At 61.4% G+C, this 18,232-nt stretch carries 14 protein-coding genes and 1 pseudogene; 7 read left to right on the top strand and 8 right to left on the bottom strand.

Features of this window, described 5'->3' with window-relative positions:
• Window positions 1-141 (bottom strand): annotated as a pseudogene (hspD, locus tag PMN64_RS35295) (small heat shock protein HspD); the annotation flags it as partial.
• 1,315 nt (window positions 142-1,456) lie between these two features.
• On the opposite strand from hspD, the gene PMN64_RS35290 reads away from it, so the two are divergent.
• Window positions 1,457-1,642, top strand: coding sequence for a DNA methyltransferase (locus PMN64_RS35290; protein ID WP_411784050.1), 186 nt, complete (start codon window positions 1,457-1,459; stop codon window positions 1,640-1,642).
• A gap of 181 nt (window positions 1,643-1,823) precedes the next feature.
• Window positions 1,824-2,036, top strand: coding sequence for a hypothetical protein (locus tag PMN64_RS35285; protein ID WP_411784047.1), 213 nt, complete (start codon window positions 1,824-1,826; stop codon window positions 2,034-2,036).
• Between the two features lie 387 nt (window positions 2,037-2,423).
• Here PMN64_RS35285 and ctaD read toward each other — a convergent pair whose 3' ends face one another.
• From ctaD to PMN64_RS35265, 4 genes are all read right to left on the bottom strand, one after another.
• A complete protein-coding gene (ctaD, locus tag PMN64_RS35280) occupies window positions 2,424-4,031 on the bottom strand; it encodes a cytochrome c oxidase subunit I (RefSeq protein ID WP_411784046.1) in 1,608 nt (535 codons plus the stop codon).
• A 298-nt stretch (window positions 4,032-4,329) separates the two neighbouring features.
• A complete protein-coding gene (locus PMN64_RS35275; protein WP_080686664.1) occupies window positions 4,330-4,941 on the bottom strand; it encodes a TIM44-like domain-containing protein in 612 nt (203 codons plus the stop codon).
• 243 nt (window positions 4,942-5,184) lie between these two features.
• Window positions 5,185-5,661, bottom strand: coding sequence for a hypothetical protein (locus tag PMN64_RS35270; RefSeq protein WP_304499093.1), 477 nt, complete (start codon window positions 5,659-5,661; stop codon window positions 5,185-5,187).
• Between the two features lie 257 nt (window positions 5,662-5,918).
• Complete coding sequence (locus tag PMN64_RS35265; RefSeq protein ID WP_411784045.1) at window positions 5,919-6,413, bottom strand: universal stress protein; 495 nt, start codon at window positions 6,411-6,413, stop codon at window positions 5,919-5,921.
• A gap of 325 nt (window positions 6,414-6,738) precedes the next feature.
• Between PMN64_RS35265 and PMN64_RS35260 the strand changes: the two genes are divergently transcribed.
• Together PMN64_RS35260 and PMN64_RS35255 are read left to right on the top strand one after the other, a co-directional pair.
• Window positions 6,739-7,134: a hypothetical protein gene (locus tag PMN64_RS35260; protein WP_411784044.1), complete on the top strand. Its 396-nt coding sequence runs from the start codon at window positions 6,739-6,741 to the stop codon at window positions 7,132-7,134.
• Window positions 7,131-7,286, top strand: a complete 156-nt coding sequence (locus tag PMN64_RS35255; RefSeq protein WP_411784043.1) for a hypothetical protein — start codon at window positions 7,131-7,133, stop codon at window positions 7,284-7,286. The genes PMN64_RS35260 and PMN64_RS35255 overlap by 4 nt, the downstream gene beginning before the upstream one ends.
• 251 nt (window positions 7,287-7,537) lie before the next feature.
• Here the strand turns inward: PMN64_RS35255 and PMN64_RS35250 are convergent, their stop codons facing one another.
• On the bottom strand, window positions 7,538-8,383 hold the full coding sequence (locus PMN64_RS35250; protein ID WP_035631113.1) for a LysR family transcriptional regulator: 846 nt from the start codon (window positions 8,381-8,383) through the stop codon (window positions 7,538-7,540).
• A 485-nt stretch (window positions 8,384-8,868) separates the two neighbouring features.
• Here PMN64_RS35250 and PMN64_RS35245 point away from each other — a divergent pair, with 485 nt between their 5' ends.
• The 3 genes from PMN64_RS35245 (at window position 8,869) to PMN64_RS35235 (ending at window position 15,883) form a co-directional block, all read left to right on the top strand.
• Window positions 8,869-10,047 (top strand): NnrS family protein, encoded by a 1,179-nt coding sequence (locus tag PMN64_RS35245; protein ID WP_411784042.1) that lies wholly within the window; start codon window positions 8,869-8,871, stop codon window positions 10,045-10,047.
• A 421-nt stretch (window positions 10,048-10,468) separates the two neighbouring features.
• On the top strand, window positions 10,469-13,573 hold the full coding sequence (locus PMN64_RS35240; protein WP_411784049.1) for a helicase-related protein: 3,105 nt from the start codon (window positions 10,469-10,471) through the stop codon (window positions 13,571-13,573).
• Between the two features lie 738 nt (window positions 13,574-14,311).
• On the top strand, window positions 14,312-15,883 hold the full coding sequence (locus tag PMN64_RS35235) for a porin (RefSeq protein WP_411784041.1): 1,572 nt from the start codon (window positions 14,312-14,314) through the stop codon (window positions 15,881-15,883).
• Between the two features lie 84 nt (window positions 15,884-15,967).
• Here the strand turns inward: PMN64_RS35235 and PMN64_RS35230 are convergent, their stop codons facing one another.
• Both PMN64_RS35230 and PMN64_RS35225 read right to left on the bottom strand, forming a co-directional pair.
• Complete coding sequence (locus PMN64_RS35230) at window positions 15,968-17,002, bottom strand: LLM class flavin-dependent oxidoreductase (protein ID WP_411784040.1); 1,035 nt, start codon at window positions 17,000-17,002, stop codon at window positions 15,968-15,970.
• 213 nt (window positions 17,003-17,215) lie between these two features.
• Window positions 17,216-18,139, bottom strand: coding sequence for a glutathione S-transferase family protein (locus PMN64_RS35225; RefSeq protein ID WP_411784039.1), 924 nt, complete (start codon window positions 18,137-18,139; stop codon window positions 17,216-17,218).
• Between the last annotated feature and the right edge of the window lie 93 nt (window positions 18,140-18,232).

The following is an 18,232-nucleotide window of genomic DNA, read 5'->3' as shown; positions in this document are numbered from 1 at the left end:
ATAGCGGTCATCCGAAAGTCGTTCGATATTGTAGGGCGGGTAGTTGTCTTCGGTGGCTCGCTGGGCCGTTTCGGCCAGGTCGAAGAGGCGATCGAATCCAATTGTCGACCGGAACAGGGGAGAGAAGTCATATGTGCGCATAGCCAAATCCTCCAGAGAGCAAGATGGGTATGAGAAGCACCGGACACGACCGGTGCCCGTTTGCCTGGACCCGTTTGGCGTTCCAGGGCGCCGGCACCCTTAATGGATGACGTGCGCGGAGATGGAATTAGAACGCGATTTGGCGGTGTCAAGAACGTCCAAGCAAAAAAAATGCACAGCGGATAATCGGCCTTTGCGCCGTTCAGGACAGCGCGTCAGTCGGTGCAGCGCCGGATGCGTCAGGGCCTTTTTTCCATAGGAACGAAGCGCATCCACTGGCATTGGTCGCCTTGTTCGGTGCCGCACCGCTACCGGCACCTAGACGCCCAGCTAAAAACTTGGCCCCAGCTTCCACGGTCGCTGGGGCCGCTTCTTTGTCCGCGCAGCCTCAGACTTTTCTCTCCAGCGGATTTTCCCGAATTACGCCGCGCGGACCATCCATCTCGTAGCGCACAAGACGCAAAGTAGCCCTGACACCTGCGGCGTTTGCCTGCGCTCGGATCTTATCGACGGTTCGTGGTCGCCTGCGGTCCGAAGGGCGAACTGACTAGGACAGCAGGCTCGAGGCGCAGGCGATAGCCGTCGTACGTGATCTCGTGGAATCACTCCGGGCCGGCCGGGCACCTTTCCCACGGTCTGCAGGCGGAACTCGAATTTGGGCATGCCAGCACGATACGTACCTAGTGCTGGATTTGCGAATCCAAACGAGGCGGCCTCAGCAAACCTTGGAGGTCCTAGGGCAATTGCTGAGGCCGCGATGACCAGTCCCTCGTTACGAGAGTGGTCAGTTCGATCGCACTCCGAATCCGATGAGGAGACAAGCGCTAACCGGAGCGCCGCGGCGCGCCGCCGGGAAACAGTGGCAGCATTATCACGGGGATTAACGTGGGTTATTTCACCCCGTGCAAACCTCTGCAACGCACGATGGTGTTGGATTGATGTTGGAGAGAGTTTTGTCCGCTAAGCCATGGTCCCAAGAGGACGAGTCCCGAGAATGCGTCAGGATTTAAAAGTTTGATGATGAACAACGGTCTCTTCTGGACGATCATTTCACCGTGCGTTTAGGGCGGCCTTGACGCATTGCGAATGCTGCCGGCCGGCCCCAACCTCCGCCGCGCGAATTCGGTTCCTCAGCTCCTTCGCTACGATCTCAGCTTGTTCTTTGGTCAGCTTCTCAGCAAAGTGGCCATCTTTCTCGATCTGTGCGGGTCCCTTGGAGCCGTTGACCGAGGGCTAGATTGCCGGCGCAAGCATCCGCCGAAAGAGCACTGCGATCTGGATCAAAGTCGAACGCAATTAGGAAGTTGGAGATTTTCTGAAACGCTTGTCTAGCGTTTGGGTGCTCGATCCGGTGTGCGGGACGGGCAACTTTCTTTATGTGGCGCTTCGTTTGATGAAGCAGCTGGAAGGTGAGGTGCTGAAAGGCGCTAGCGATCTCGAACAACCGACAGCTTGCAATCTGCCGTCCCGAGGGATGTGCAAACGTTGGGATCCTTCGTAGCGGAGCACGGACTTTCCCTCGACGCTCCATCACCTAGTACGACGGCAGTGCGATTTGGCTATGCGCCGTCAATCTCACCTACTCATTGGTTGTTTCGGAAGTTCACTTGCCAGTCTGCGCGTCCTAAGCTTGCCGCGCGGTCGCATCGGGGGCCGCGCTGCACGCGGACGGGCTTCTTCATTTGGAAACGACTGCCAAGCTATTGAATTTACTGGAGCGCGTTCGTGATACATTTTCCAAATGCGCCTTGAAATCGTTGAATAATCAAACTGATTTTGATTCCGCCATTCGGAGGTTCGATCCCTCCCGCCCCAGCCATTTCTATCGCATTGATTTATCAGGAGGTTTTGATGGTCTGTTCTTTATTCTGAACGCCGTCGCCGCCGCATTCTGAAGGTCTGTTGCTGTTTGGTTCGCCAGCTGCGTCTGGCGCTTCCGAGCCTCGGACAATCGCTGGGCCTCGGTCCGCTTGAATGACCCGGCATTGCTCTCCCGGGTCCGGCGGGCCGATAAGGTGCGGCCCTCTGACCCTCCATCAGTTCCGCCGCCTCGAGCTTAGCCATGCCGCCACGCCGGCAGGCGTCCAAGGCGAAACTCCTTTGGCAGGCCCATGCACGGGACTACTGTGCGAGCCCCTAAGACGTCGCCCTTCCTCGTGTGGGATCGAACGCGGCGGAAGTGGGGTTTTGCGGGGCGAAGGCGACCCTCGCTGCGATAAGAGCTGGAGTACGAGTGCAACGAGGGGACCGACCCTTTCGATCGCCACGATCGCTGCCGTAGCTCACTGAATTCGAGGCAGCACCTCGAACTCATGGAATCGTGGGGGTGACGACAGCGTCCATTCCAGCGTGGTCGCTCCACGACCCCATGGGTTGCCGGCCGCCCGTGACTTGCGGACGAAGGCGTGAACGGTGCCCACAAGGAAAACGACGAGCCCAGCCGCAGAGATGTATGCTCCGATCGAGGAAATCAGGTTCATGCCCGCGAAAGCGTCGGGATAGTCGACGATCCGTCGCGGCATTCCCGACAGCCCGAGAAAATGCATCGGGAAGAAGGCGAGATTGACGCCGATGAACGTCAGCCAGAAGTGCAACTTTGCGAAAGTTTCAGAATACATGTAGCCGGTGAATTTTGGAAACCAGTAGTACCAGCCCGCGAAAATCGAGAACACCGCGCCGAGCGACAGCACGTAATGGAAGTGCGCCACGACGTAATAGGTGTCCTGGAGCGATCGGTCGATGCCCGGATTGGCCAGGACCACGCCGGTCACGCCGCCGATCGTGAAGACGAAGATGAAGCCGATCGCCCACAGCATCGGCGACTTGAACTCGATCGAGCCACCCCACATCGTGGCGATCCACGAGAAGATTTTTATGCCGGTGGGTACAGCGATCACCATGCTGGCGAGTGCAAAGTAGGCTTGAGCGCTGCTGGACATGCCTACGGTGTACATATGATGCGCCCAGACGACGAAGCCGATGAAGCCGATGGCCACGATCGCATAAGCCATTCCGAGATAGCCGAACACGGGCTTTCGGCTGAAGGTCGAGACGATCTGGCTGATCATGCCGAAGCCGGGCAGGATCATGATGTAGACTTCCGGATGGCCGAAGAACCAGAAGAGATGTTGATACAGTACGGGATCGCCGCCGCCCTCCGGCGCGAAGAACGTCGTCCCGAAGTTCCGATCCGTCAGCAGCATCGTGATTCCGCCGGCGAGCACGGGCAGCGACGGCAACAACAGAAATGCCGTCACGAGTACGGACCACACGAACAGTGGCATCTTGTGCAAGGTCATTCCCGGAGCGCGCATGTTGAAGATGGTGGTGATGAAGTTGATGGCGCCGAGGATCGAGGACGCACCAGCCAAATGCAGCGATAGGATAACGAAATCGACGGCCGGACCTGGGTGGCCTGCGGTCGACAGCGGCGCGTAAAGCGTCCAACCCGTGCCGGCTCCCGCCGAGCCGGGCTCTCCTCCGACGAACATCGAAATGACGAGCAACGCGAACGACGCCGGCAGAAGCCAAAAGGACACGTTGTTCATGCGCGGGAAGGCCATATCGGGCGCGCCGATCATCAACGGCACGATCCAATTGCCAAAACCACCCATCATGGCGGGCATCAGGGTGAAGAAGATCATGATCAGGCCGTGGCCAGTTACGAAGACGTTGTAGGCGTGGGGGTTGCTGAAGACCTGCAGGGCAGGCTCCTGCAGTTCAGCCCGGATCACCACCGAGAAAATTCCGCCGATCAATCCCGCGCCGATCGCGAACACGAAATACATCGTGCCGATGTCCTTGTGATTGGTCGAATAGACGTACCTACGCCAGCCCGTTGGCAGGTCATGCACATGCCCGTGGGAAGAGACATCCGGGGAAACTGACATTTCGATCTTCCTTGAGTTTCAAGATCAGACGAGCGGGTCTAATCCCGGTCTTTCGAGCCAGTTAGACTGGTGATCCGGCTCATCGACCGAGAAAGCGCGTTGCCTAGCAATGTCGTCCATGAGGCCCTTGCGTCCGTCGGAACGCTGCCTTCCGGGCGGATGTCCGGCGTCGGAGAGAAAGCGGGCAACGATCCGAAGTAGGCGGAATCGACCTCGTGCATGTAACAGGGGGGTGATGCATATTCGTGAGGAGTGTTGTGCTCGTCATCGTGTCGGTCGAAATATCCGCGGTTCCGGGTCATTTTCCGGCCTCCGTCGCGATCAGGCTCCATCTGCTGTTTGGCAGGACGCAACCGAACGTCCAGACGTCGACCCGGTGCCGCCCTTCGCGCCTCCTTTGGTCGCCTTCCGAAAGCTTGTAGGAGTCGGCGATGAAGCGGATGGAGACCTCGGCATGGGCGTCGTCGATGCGCGCGGCAACGATCTCAGGAGGCGTGACCAGAGCAAACACGGTGTCCGTCTTCTCGAGCCGATCCTCTCTTACCGCGATCGCGTCCGAAAATGCGGCATAGACCTCAGGGGAAACGTGTCTGAGAAGCGCCACCTGGTCGCCGGCGTCGAATGCCGCAACGATGGCCTCGTAGGCTGCAACCCTTTCGTCGAGGAACTCCTTCAGGGCGAGTCCGCCGCAACGCTCGAGGATACGGCATGCCAGCGCTTCGATATCTGTGCAACGTGCTGGAGCGCTCGGGGCCAACGCACAGGAAGGCGAATTCGTTTGGCCCGATCTTTGTGCGGCTCTAGCCTTCGCAAGCGATGAAAAATGCTCAAACCAGAAGGTGAATAGTCCGTAGACCCAAAGTCCCCACAATAGCGCGATAACTTCCGAACCGTTGCCATCCTCTGGCATAGCGACCTCCTGGTTGGCAGAAGCCTCGCTCCCCTCGTCCGGACAAACAAACGAATTTAATCGCCCATACGGACCACAAAAATTGCTATGAAGGCCGCGTGATTGCTGCGATCCGGTAGACTGGGTGAATGAGCCGAGAGTCGAGGGTCGCCAGTCGCTGCGCCGGGATAGGGGGAAGCCTCAGCCAACACTCTAAGGATACGGCCGCCCACTGCCGGGTTCGATCGATGTGGCTCGCAAACGTCAGTCCTTGGCGATCCTCGCGTCACTGCTGTTCCGCACGGGATCTGTTCTGATGGCGTAGCTCGCGGAGACGCCATCCGCCCTGTGGTTGTAATAGGTCGAGGCGGCGGTTGCGAGCAGGAAACCCCACCAAATAACGAGGCAAAAGAGCAGACGAAGGCTGATCTCCGAAGCCGGCACGGAATTCGTGTTTCCCTTGAAGGACGGCAGCAGTCCGATCAACCTCGACGCCAGCTCCTCCTTTTGGGGGCCGTTCCAGTTCTGTCCGGAGATTTTGTCGAGCACCGCGACGAAGCGCTTCCGTGCACGAGTCCCGGCCATTCTGTCAAGACAGGCCGCTTCCTCCCAGGGATCGACATCCATTCGCGTCAACGCGGAAAGGACGCTGATCTGCGTTCCGTTGTCGTCTTCGCAGATCACTGCAAACAGAAACGCGTCATATTTGGGCGACAACACGGAGGCTTTGGCGATCTCCATCTGATCCTCCCTTGTGTTCAAATCGAAGCCGGAGAGGTACACGTTGCGAACGGCCTTCACCTCCTTCGGCCATGCAGCGCCACGGTCCGCGATGGACGATCCGGCTTTCGGTGGCGGTCCGCGGCCGCTTCAAATCTTCTGCGAGAACCGGTGGGTTGTCCGAGGGCGCGTCTATCGATTGGTGCGTTGCCGGTTGCCAGCGGATATCACAGCAGCAAAACCGTTCTTCGTTTGCGAGGCACCAGAAAACGATTTGATCACGAAGTCTTCTGCGTCTCTTTCGTCTTCAGTCTCTCAAGAGGGCTGACGTTGTCCGCGCGGTTCTCGGGCTTCACGGCGACGAGCACGCTGCAGGGCGGCTTATGCAAGATGGTTTCGCCAACGGAGCCGTTCAACCAGCGCGCAAGCGTTCCCTGATCGCGATGACCGATCACGATCAAATCGGCGTTCATGTCCCTGGCGGCCAGAACGATCTGTTCGGATGGCCTGCCGTACTTCATGGCCCCCATCGTTGAGCAGCCGGCGTGATGCAGGCGTCGCACGCCTTCATCGATCACTGCTTGGACGGCAAGCCGCTGGGCATCGGAAACGACGAACGACATCGCCTCGCCGATCGGCATGCTTTCGGTTCGGTCGACGATCGCGAGGAGATGAACGGTGGCGCCGCATGACAACGCCAGGCCTTGGGCCTGAGCGAGCGCTTCGCGGCCATCTGCCGAGCCGTCAAAAGCCAATAGAATTCTCTGGTACACGTACGATCTCCCTCTTAGCGAGCGGCCTCCTGCCGTCATGCCGAATATGATGAGCGGCGAAAACCGTAGGTCGGCATCAACATATTCCCGGGGCTGACGGCGACAAATGAAAAGTCTCGTCATTTGACGGCAACATTATTGATAGCTGAGCCACCTGACAGCAAGAGCACTCCGTCGGGCGTCTCACGTATCAACGTCATTGCTGAAAACCGACAAATCTTCTCGTTTGCAAACAGCGCGCAAAGGTCGCCAAGTCAGGGTGGCCGAGACGCGCGGTCGATCGCGCAGTCTTGACGGCCAAATCCGCGTTTGAGGGAACGACATCATGAACAAAACCTCGTTGCAGGATGGCGTAAGCAATGGCGGCGGCAAACTCGCATCATCGACTTATGGATTGAGCGATGGCGACCCCGCCTACATCGGTTATTGGTCCAGGGGAGAAGTGCTGCGCTTTCTTGAAAGCCTGCTCGAAGGCGAGCGTGCCGGCATTGGAGCCTTTGCGTGCGTGGGCCGCTCCATCAAGCAGCATCTCGCTGACCTGATGTTCGAGTCCGAACTTGCGCAAGCCGCGATTTGCGTTCTGCTCAAGAAGGAAATGATCAGGAAAGGTGGCGCGCACATGGTTCGCCGGCGCAGGGCAGCCGCTGCTTCCGATCGGGGGGTATCGTCCGGAATGCTGTCGCATTCGCCCGCGCCCATCAGGCCGGGTTGGCGGACATGATCGAGGATGCCGTCGTGAACATTTTCGATTCAAGGCTGAACGCGAAGCTGATGTATTTGCTGCTGCTTCACCGCAAACAAGTCGAATTTCTCGATACGATCGATCCCGCGGCCGCGAACGGCAGCCTCGATCCCCATGCGCACGGTCATTGATGGTGACGCGGCCTGCCGGCGGCAAGCTCTAAGGGCGACAGCTGGATGCTTGCCGCTCCAACCTTGACATCCGTTCTCATCGCCGTTGCCGTCGGGCTTGCTGCTGCATTCGAGACGGCCGCGCCAAGCAAGTGGATTTGCATGGTCGACGAACGTCACTTCGGATCCGAGTCTGACGACCGAATTCAGCACGACGCTATCCGGAACGGTGTCGGCGCGATCGCAAAACGCGACCGCATCTTTCGCGGCTCCTATTTCTTCGCGACCGTCGCGGCACGCAGAGCGGCAAGCGCCACCTTCAGCGCGGCGGCATCAACGTTCGTGGAGTACGTTGCATAGACCGGGAAGGAGAACCGCGGTGCTCCCGGCACCAGATGAAGGTCTCCGGTCAGCAAATAGGGTTGAATGGCGTGCATTCGAAAATATCCGGAACCTCCTTCCAACAGGGTGTAGGACAGGGCAAACGGGCCGAGATTGGTCAGCAGGCTCGGGACCGTGTCCGGAAAGCTCATTGCATGATGAAGGGAGAACTCCGACCCCCATTCAACATGGACATACCGGAGATCGCCGTTGCGATGTTTCTCAGGATCGGTCGTCACGAGTACGAGTTCTTCCTCCATCAGCAGATCGACGCCGACTCCAGGTCGATGATGCGGAGCGTACATGATGGCGATATCCACCAGTCCTTCCGCGACGTGCGAGGCCAAATCCTGGGGAACGTCGACATGAACGCGAAGCGCGATGTCGGGATGGGAGCGCCGCATCATCCGGACCCAATCGACCAAAAGCGGTTGCCACAAGCTGACTTCGCTCCCGACCGTCAACACGGCGCTGTGGCCGTCGGGTACCGCCACTTGCTGTTTTGCACGCTGCCACAATTGCACGAAATTAGGAGCGAAACGCAAGAATTGCTCACCAGCGGGAGTGAGACTCGCACCGGTCTTGTTTCGAACGAACAGAGGCCGCCCGAGATGCTGTTCGAGGAGGCGGATGCGTGCGCTGACCGTGGTCTGTGCGACATTCAGGCGTTCGGCTGCCTTGATGAAGCTTCCGGTCGAGACGATCTCGACAAATGTTCTGGCGAGCTCGATATCCATGCAATGATAGCAAGATCTTTGCAGGAAAATGTCAATTCAATTCGCTTGCGTTGACCGCACCACCTTTGGCGTAATGCGAACAGAGCATGAAGCGATCTATCGCTTTAAGTCAGTGTGTGCGCTTTCGTCGCAATTCGGATGGCGGCTTCACTTTCGAAGTCGACGATCTCGCGCAAGGACGTTGCCGTGCTGGCTCTTCCGAAGGTTGCGTTGACTGCGTCAGATTATCCCCGCCTCGATCAGCCCGCACGCGCGGCCTGGAAACGAGGCGATAGAGCCGCACTTCTCCTGCCGGGCGAGATCAATGTGACCTATCTGACGAAGGCGCGGACCGATGCGACAGTCTACGCCAATCGCGCTAAGCGAACTATCGACTATTCGTCTGGCAGAGGCGCTCGGTCAGGAGCTCGATCTCAATTGCGCCCGTCATTGCGCCACGACAGGGAAGGGCGTCGGGGCTCCCTTGCAGGACGGCAGGACAGCTGATGGGAACGATAACAACAGTGACTGCGTATCGAGGCCTGACACTGTTCTCCTACGGCTTCAGGCCGTTCTTCCTGTTTGGCGCGATCCAAGCCGGTGTCATGATCCCGCTGTGGCTTGCGGTGTTTGCCGGCGACGTCTCGCCGCCGACGGTCTTCGCGCCGCTCGACTGGCACGTGCATGAAATGCTGTTCGGCTACGTCGCTGCGGTGATCGCCGGTTTTCTGCTGACCGCGGTGCCAAACTGGACGGGACGACCGCCTATCCGGGGGCCCAGACTGGCGGTCCTGTTCTCAACATGGCTGGCGGGTCGCCTTACCGTGAGCTTTTCTGCAACTATCGGATGGCGCGCGGCGGTGGCGGTGGATGGGCTGTTCTTGTTGCTGCTCGCCTTCGCCGCAACGCGCGAGATCGTGGCCGGCCGCAAGTGGAGCAATCTGATGGTCGTGGCCATCGTCATTGTGCTCGCGGCCGCCAACATTGCTTTTCATGTGGAGGCGCACTTGGAAGGGATCGCGGCGTACTCGGCCCGCGCAGGAATTGCCGTCGTCGTAACGCTGATCAGCGTCATCGGCGGCCGCATCGTCCCGAGTTTCACGGGCAACTGGCTCGCCAGCCGTGGGAACGGGCGCATGCCGGCCACATTCAGTCGCTTCGATGCCGTCGCCGTCATGACCGGTGCCGCGGCGCTTGCCATTTGGGTTGTGGCGCCGTCGGGCCGCATTGTTGCGTCCGTGCTTGGTTGGGCCGGCGCGCTGCATCTGATCCGTCTCGCGCGATGGGCCGGCGAACGGACACTTTCGGATCGCTTGGTGCTGATTCTGCATCTCGCATACGCCTTTATACCAGCCGGATTCTTCCTCGCGGCGCTCACCGCGCTCGGCATCGTAGCCTCCGGAGCCGGCGTGCACGCTTGGACCGGAGGCGCGATCGGGACGATGACGGTTGCGGTAATGACGCGTGCGTCACTTGGACATACAGGTCAGCCGCTAGAGGCCTCGCGCACCACCCAAGCGCTCTATCTCGCCGTCGTGACGGCGGCACTCGCGCGCGTCTGTGCCTCACTCGAGCCCTCGCATGCAGACGTCTTGCTCCCGCTGGCGGGGGCAGCCTGGACGCTCGCGTTTCTCGGCTTTGCGCTGACCTATGCACGGCTGCTCTGCCTCGTACGGAACGGGTGACAAGGCCGCGACGATCGGCGGAGCGCCCCCGGAGCCGTTCTGCTGCTGCCGGCGACATTCAATCAGGGAGCAGGAAACCTCGCGCCTGACTGCGCGGAAAGCGGCTAACGCCTATCGCTGTTATTTGCAGAGAAGTTCCTGGTCGCAGACAGTCGTTTCCCTGCTAAGTCGACTCGAGAATTCGGTATCAATTCGCCCGCAGCAACGGAATTTTGCTGGAAATCCGTGCCGCTTTCGTTTCCATGCCGTTGGGCGGCAAACCCCGAGTCGGCCCGGGATGCAGGTCAACGGGCGATCATGCTCTCGACATAACGACGGATCTGACGTGGCGAATACCAAGAAGGCCCGCGCTGCTGCTGGCGCGAAGAAGAAAAGCAAGGGATCGGCGCGTTCCGGGATCTCGTCTTCCTCACCGCTTGGCATGCTGGCGCTCCATCTTCTCGAGCAATGGAAGAAGTCCGGGCGGGACGGCATCGTTTTCCTTGCGGAAAGCGAGAACAGGGCCGAGCGCCTCGGCAGCGTGCTGCATTCGCTCGATCCCTCGCTCGAGGTGCTGGTGTTCCCGCGGCTGAATACCTTGCCCTTTGACGGGCTGGAGCCGTCACGAGAGATCGCCGGCAGGCGCAGTTCGGTGTTGAGGCGTCTCGCCAGGAACAAGAAGCCGGTGTTCCTGGTATCGACGGCGGAGGCGATCATGGAGCGGTTGCCGTTGCCCGCCAGCTCGGCGCGCCTCAGCATCAGCCTGAAGGTGGGGGCGGGCTATTCCGAGCAGGAACTCAAGGATCGTCTGGAAGCTTTGGGATACGATCTCGACGAAGAGGCGGATTATCCCGGCAGCGCTCTGTTCCACGGAATGACGTTCGAGGTATTTCCCGCGGGCGCGCTGGGGCCGTTCAGAATTGAGCATTCCGGTGGCGTGATCCGCAGAATCGCAGGTGTCGATCCGGACGAGCACGACGTCGTGTTCGACGCGGAGGAACTGCATATCGACCCGATGTCCGAACGGATCGCATTGGGAGGCAAGCGGGTACAGCGGGCGGCGCTGCCGGATTATTGCCAGCGCGCGCACTGGATCGCGGATGCAGGCGTTTCGGGCCACGCCGATAGCTGGCTGAGCACGATCAAGGAGGCGGCCGGCCGCAGGGAGGCGGAGCGCGAGTATCTGGGGCCCGCTGACTGGAAACGGCTGACCAAGCGGATGAGCTCGCTGCCTCGAAAGGCGGCTTTCATCGCCACGCCTGACTTCTCGAAGGTCGCCTCGTCGCGGAAAGCTCTTCGCGCATTTGTCGCCGACACGGAGCGCAGCGGATCTCGGCTGCTCTTTGTCGCGGCGGTCGAGGACGATCTGCGCGCGATGGAGCGAATGAGCGGGATCAAGGCGGAGCGCTTCGCCGACTGGAACGAGGCGGCGAAAGGGCGGGGCGGCGAAGGCGCGCTGTTGGCCGACTTCGACACCGGCTTCATCGGCTCAGGGCGCAAGCCGCTCGTCGTCGTGACGGCGACCGACGTGCTCGGCAGCAGGGCGCATCATCCGCAGCCGATGGCGAGAGCCTGGAGTTCGGCTTTCGATCATCCTGACGTGCCGGAGCGCGACGCGGTCGTCGTGCATCTGCAGCGCGGGCTGGCCGTGCTCGATGGCTTGCAGACCCTCGATATGGGGAAGGGATCATCGCGCGAGATGATCAGGCTGGCCTTTGCCGGGGATGATGCCGTCCTCGTTCCGCCGGCGGATCTTGCGCTGATCTGGCCGTATGCCGCGGAGCTCGGCAAGCTGGCATTGGACAGGGCCGATGGCAGTACGTGGTGGACGCGCCGTACCAAGGCGGAGCAGGAAATTCAAACTGCCGCCAAGGCGCTTGCCAAACACATCGCGCAACGGCGCCGCCGGCGCGCTCCCAAGCTGGTCGCTCCCGGTCCCGCATATGAACGGTTCGTCGCGCGCTTTCCCTATTTCACGACCGTCGACCAGGCGAAGGCAATTCGCGACGTCCTGGATGATCTGGCGTCCGGTCATCCGATGGATCGGGTCGTCTGCGGCGACGTCGGATTTGGCAAGACCGAGGTGGCCTTGCGCGCGGCGGCGGCCGTTGCGCTGTCGGGCAAGCAGGTTGCCGTCGTTGTGCCGACGACTGTTCTGGCAAGGCAGCACGTCGCAACCTTCCACAAACGGTTTGCTCCGCTTGGCATCGAAGTGGGAAGCCTGTCGCGGGCGACGTCGGCTCCGGAGATGAAGGAGACCAAGGAGGGCCTGCGAAGCGGCAAGATGAAGGTCGTGGTCGGCACGCAGGCGATCGCATCGAAGGACGTGAGGTTCGCCAAGCTGAGCCTGGTCATTGTCGACGAAGAACAGCACTTCGGCGCGGCGGAGAAGGCGAAGCTTTCAGGCCTGGCGAAGGGCGCCCATACGCTGTGGATGAGTGCCACGCCGATCCCGCGCACACTTGCGGCGGGCCTTGCGGGATTCAGGGAGCTTAGCGTGATCGCATCCCCGCCCGTTCATCGGCTTCCGGTCGCGACCAGGATCGCTCCGCTCTCGGACGCCGCCATTGCCGCCGCATTGCTGCGCGAGCAGCGACGTCACGGGCAAAGCTTCCTGATCTGTCCGCGCATCCAGGATCTGGATCCGATGCTGGCGCGCGTGCAGTCGATGGCCCCGGAGCTCCGCATCGTCTGCCTGCACGGCAAGCTGCCCGCCGACGAACTGGACGATCGAATGATGAGTTTCGTCGAAGGTGAGGCGGACGTTCTGCTGGCGACCAACATCGTCGAAAGCGGTCTCGACATCCCCAGGGCGAACACCATCGTGGTCTGCTGGCCGGAAAAGTTCGGTCTGGCACAGCTCCATCAATTGAGAGGCCGGGTGGGACGCGGCGGGACACGCGCCTTCGCATACATGCTGACCGAATCCAGTTCGGAACAATCCGGCAGGCGTTTGGCCGTTCTGGAGGAGTTCAGCAGACCGGGCGCCGGGTTCGCGATCAGCGAGCGGGATCTCGACCTCAGAGGCGCCGGGGATCTGCTTTCGGAGCGGCAATCCGGCCACGTGCAGGTGTTCGGTCCGGTGCTCTACAGCCACCTTCTCAAGCAGGCCTCGGAGAAGACCAACGACCGGTCCGCCGATCTGTGGGTGCCCGATCTCAACCTTCCGCTCGCGGATTTGCTGCCCAGGAGCTATGTGCAATCGGAATCCGTGCGGCTTGAAATCTATGGCCGTACCGCGAGGTGCCGGAGCGAAGACGATCTGGAAGATCTCGAGGAAGAGACCTCGCGCCGCTTCGGCAGGCTGCCCTCGGCGGCCAGCGATTTCTTCGCCGCGGCGAGGCTCAGGATCGATTGCAAGCGGCGAGGCATCGTGAGGCTCGATGTCGGCCCGGAGGCCGTCGCGGCGACGTTCCTTCCGGGGAGGCTGCCGAAATCCAGGGCACGATCGCTCGAGCGCGACGGCGATCGCGTGTTCTATTCGGACAACATACACGAGCCGCCTTTCGAGCGGATCGAGGATCTCCTGGACATTCTGGACGAGTGAGCGCGACGCGGCTCCGTCGCAGGCGAGCCTTGCGGATGCGCCGCGCACAGCAGAGATATTTCAGCGCGCCGGGGCTGCGGAGAACAAATCGACCGATTCTGCGCGCTGACATCCCAGTGACATGTAGCATCGTTACTGCACATCCGTGGCAAACCGCCCGCCGTCATTCGGCCTGCTCCGAGCCATCGGAAAGCCCCCTTCCAGGCGCGAGTCGACGGTATTTGGGGCGGGTTATGTTGTTCAAATCGCGGCGTTTTGGGCCAAAATGCCGTGCCCGGATACCGGAATCAGCGCTGCCGAAGCCGGCTCCGCTTTTCTCTTTCTCCGTAGGACACCCGTTTTGCACACCGTTCCGCGCGGTGTTGCCCGATCTTGTGCCCGACAACGGTAACTGAAATATTCGTTTTGTATTTCAATGGCTTGCCGAAGTGTCGCAGGTCAAATGCCCGTGATATTTGTGCAACATTTGCCCGAAAACAGCCGCAACTCGCCCCAAACCGAGCGGTCTTTTGTTGCGTGATCGGGGGCCTTCTGTCTCATATGGAACTACGACGGAGGGGGGCATCCCGAGGTCGTCCCGTTCTAGGTGGTTCGCTTAAGTCCCTCGCGTTCATGCGGGTGTGTCCGAAGGCGCGAAGCGACTAAGCGGGGATTTAAGGGACAAGGGAACCAACCTGAGGGTGTTCTACCCGGCGGATCCGGAACCTTCCCTGAGATAGAGCAACTTGGAGGTTTAACATGAAGATGGTTAAGAGCCTTATCCTCGGCTCGGCGGCGGCTCTCGTCGCGGTCGGCGGAGCTCAGGCGGCCGATCTTCCCGTCAAGGCCAAAGCGGTCGAGTACGTGAAGGTTTGCTCCCTGTATGGTCCCGGATTCTACTACATCCCGGGCACCGACACCTGTATCAAGCTGGGCGGCTACCTGCGCGCAGACGTCGTCATCAACTCGAACTCGGATCACACCGGCAACACCTCGGGTGCTGCTGGCGCGAACAACCGCTTCACCAACGGCTACACCTGGCGTTCTCGTGAAGACCTGAACATCGATACGCGCACCGCGACCGAGTACGGCGTGGTCCGCACCTTCTTCGATGCCACGTTCTCCTGGACGTCGGACTCCTATGCCGGTCAGGGCAACGGCGCGACCGTTTACGCGCCGATCGGCGCGGTTTCGGCTCCGAACAATGCCGGCTCCGGTAACGTCGCGGCTGGTACGGTCGGCGTCTACTACGCCTTCATCCAGTTCGCCGGCTTCACCATCGGTAAGGCGGTCTCGCAGTTCTCGGCTCCGTGGGCCAACTATCCGGGCAACAACTTCGACGGTCTCGTCGGCGGCGGCGGCACCATCACCGGTGTGAACCAGTTCACCTACACCGCGCAGTTCGGCAACGGCGTGTCGCTGTCTCTGTCGGCTCAGGATCAGTCGGCTTACTATCAGGCTGGCGTGGTCAACCTCGGTGCGCCCGTCAACTTCGGCGTTCCCGGCAACACCAACGTGTTCGGCATCAGCGACTACGCTGGCACGATCGCTCCGGATCTCGTCGCGATGCTGCGCGTCGATCAGGCCTGGGGTCTGTTCCAGGCATCGTTCGCCGCGCATAACAACCACGTGGCCTACTACGGCGGCACCGAGTTGACCGGTCATCCGGACGACAAGTGGGGCTGGGCTGGTCAGTTGGCCTTGTCGATCAAGAACATCCCGACCGGACCTGGCGACACCATCAACTTGCAGGGTGTCTACACCAACGGTGCGACCCGCTACAACATCCAGGACCTCGCCGGTTCGGCTGGTGGCAACACCATCTTCGGCGGAACCAACATTCCGGGCGCCTATCAGAGCATCGGCTTCGGCATCGCGCCGGACTCGATTTTCGTGACCGGCGGTCAGCAGCAGCTGATCACGACCTACGGCTTCCGCGGTGCCTACGTGCACAACTGGAACCCGAACTGGAACACCAGCATCTACGGTGCCTGGGCCCAGGTTAACTACAACAGCACGTCCAAGGGTTACATCTGCGGTCCGGCCGGCAACGGCGTAGGCGGCTCGCTGAGCAACTTCTTCGGTGCTGGTTCGGCCCTGACGTCCTGCAACCCCGACTACAGCATCGCGCAGCTCGGCACGCAGACCCAGTGGACCCCGGTGAAGAACCTGACCTTCTCGGCCGACTTCACCTACACCCGTCTGGACCAGAGCTTTGCCGGTACGGTCGCCTTCCCCGGCAGCCCGACGATCGGCAAGCCCGGCGCGATCTACGAGCTGAAGGACCAGAACACCTACACCATGCTGCTCCGCGCTCAGCGCAACTGGTAATACCGGTTGATCTGATTGCGATCTAACAGAGCCCCCGGCGCGCAAGCGCCGGGGGTTTTGCTTTGTCATACCGGTTCTGGCGCGTCACGCGGCGAGCATCTCGCGCACCATCGGCACCACCTTGCTGCCATAGAGCTCGATGCTCTTCATCAGCTTGTCGTGCGGCAGCGGCCCCGCCGAGTATTTCAGCTGGAAGCGCGCCGCGCCGAGCGCCTTGACGGTCGCCGCGATCTTGCGGGCAACGGTTTCCGGCGCGCCGACATAGAGCGAGCCGTGCTCGGCCTCGGCCACGAACTCGTCGCGGCCCATCGGCGGCCAGCCGCGCTCCTTGCCGATTCGATCGCGCATGACCTTGTAGTCCGGCCACAGCTCCTCGCGTGCCTGCGCGTCGGTCTCGGCGACATAGCCCGGCGAATGCACGCCGATCGGCTTCGGTTCGCGGCCGAACTGCTGGTAGGCGCGCTGGTGCAGGTCGACATAGGGCGCAAAGCGCTTGGGATCGCCGCCGATGATGGCAAGCATCAGCGGCAGGTCGTAATGCGCCGCGCGAACCACCGATTCGGGACTGCCGCCGACGCCGATCCAGGTCTTCAGCCGGCCATGCTCGACCGGCGGATAGACCGACTGGCTCTTGAGCGGTGGCCGCAGCTTGCCCTGCCAGGTCACCGGCTCCTGCTTGAGCAGTTCGGTGAACAGATCGAGCTTCTCCTCGAACAGCTCGTTGTATTGCCTGAGGTCGAAGCCAAACAGCGGGAACGACTCGGTGAAGGAGCCGCGGCCCAGGATCACCTCGGCGCGGCCGTTCGAGACCGCGTCGACGGTGGCGAAGCGCTGGAAGACGCGGATCGGATCGTCCGAGCTCAGCACGGTCACCGCCGAGCCGAGGCGGATGTTTTCGGTGCGCGCGGCGATTGCCGCCAGCACGGTCTCGGGCGAGGAGATCGCAAAATCGGCGCGGTGGTGCTCGCCGAGCCCGATGAAATCGATCCCGAGCTGATCGGCCAGCACAGCTTCGTCAACGACGTTGCGGATCACCTGGGCATGGGGCAGCGGCGCGCCGGCGGCGTCGTTGGTGACGTCGCCAAACGTATCAAGCCCGAATTCGACGGAGGTCGTCATAGTCAGTCCGGTTGTCGGCGTGGCGGAGCATCCGCCACGGGCCACCCATCGCACGCAGGCCGAAAGGTCGGGTTGCTGCGGATCTATCCGCAAGCCTGCGCTGTGGAGCCTTGGGTTGGAGATACCGTTGAGCTATTGCCAGTTCAGGGGGCCGGCAAGGTCACGCCGCGAAACGCAGCGTTTCCAGGCCCGCTTGGGAGCGGCCCGCGGCAATCAGCCCGAGACCACCAGGAAGCCGGCGCGCGGGAAATGCACCACCACCTCACCGGCGCGTTCATCCGACCGGCGGATTGCGATGTGTTGCGCCGACAGCGAGACGATCTCGCCGTGCACCGGGACCTTGCCGTAGTCATCCGGCATCACGGCAACGACGTCGCCGGGCTTGCGACCGTTCGGATCCGCGGGGTCGCTGAACACAGGCGACTGCGGCCGCGCCTTCGCGGCGATCTCGAGCGCGTCGGCCGACGACATCTCGGTGCGCGTGCCGTGGCCGATGGCGCGGATGCGCTCCTCCCATGCTGCAACGCGCGGAAAGGACTTCATGATCTCGTCCATCGTGGCGAGGCTCTGCCGCGCATACCACACGTTCATGTAGGCGCTGACGTCTGCGAGGCCGAACTCGCCGAACAGCCACGGCCGGCCGTCGCCGAGTTGCGCCTCGATCCAGTCGACATTGGCGCGGAACTGGTCGCGCATCTGCGGCAGCGCCGCGGTCATGGCGGCGACGTCGAACTTGCCGCCGCGCAACTTCTCGCGATCCTCGATGAAATCCCGCGGGACCTTGTCGCCGATGAAGCCGAACACGAGGTTGACCGTGTTCTGGAAGAGCGGCCGGTCGGTCCACATGCCGAGCGCCCAGGGCATGCCGGCATTACCCGCCGGAAACAGCGTCGGCGTCGGATAGCGCCGCTCCAACTCGCGGATGATGATCTGGGTGTCACAATAGATGTCCGCGCCGATCTGCATCGTCGGCGTGCGGCGATAGCCGCCGGTCATCGGCATCAGGTCCGGCCGCGGCATGATCCGGGAGATCCGCACCGAGTTCCAGGCGAGCTTCTTGAATCCGAAGATGATGCGGATCTTCTCGGAGAACGGCGATTGATCGAAATGATGCAGGATCGGCGTGGGCTGCGACATGGCCTTCTCCCGGGACAGGGTGCGATCTCGACGGACCTTGTCGCACAAGCTGACAAGATTCCGGCAGATCGCAACCTATATTCACGGGTGAGA

The sequence above is a fragment of the Bradyrhizobium sp. UFLA01-814 genome, assembly GCF_046718885.1.
GTDB classification, from domain to species: Bacteria; Pseudomonadota; Alphaproteobacteria; order Rhizobiales; family Xanthobacteraceae; genus Bradyrhizobium; species Bradyrhizobium elkanii.
Note: the sequence above shows the minus strand (reverse complement) of the source record. Positions and strands in the feature narration are given on the sequence as shown.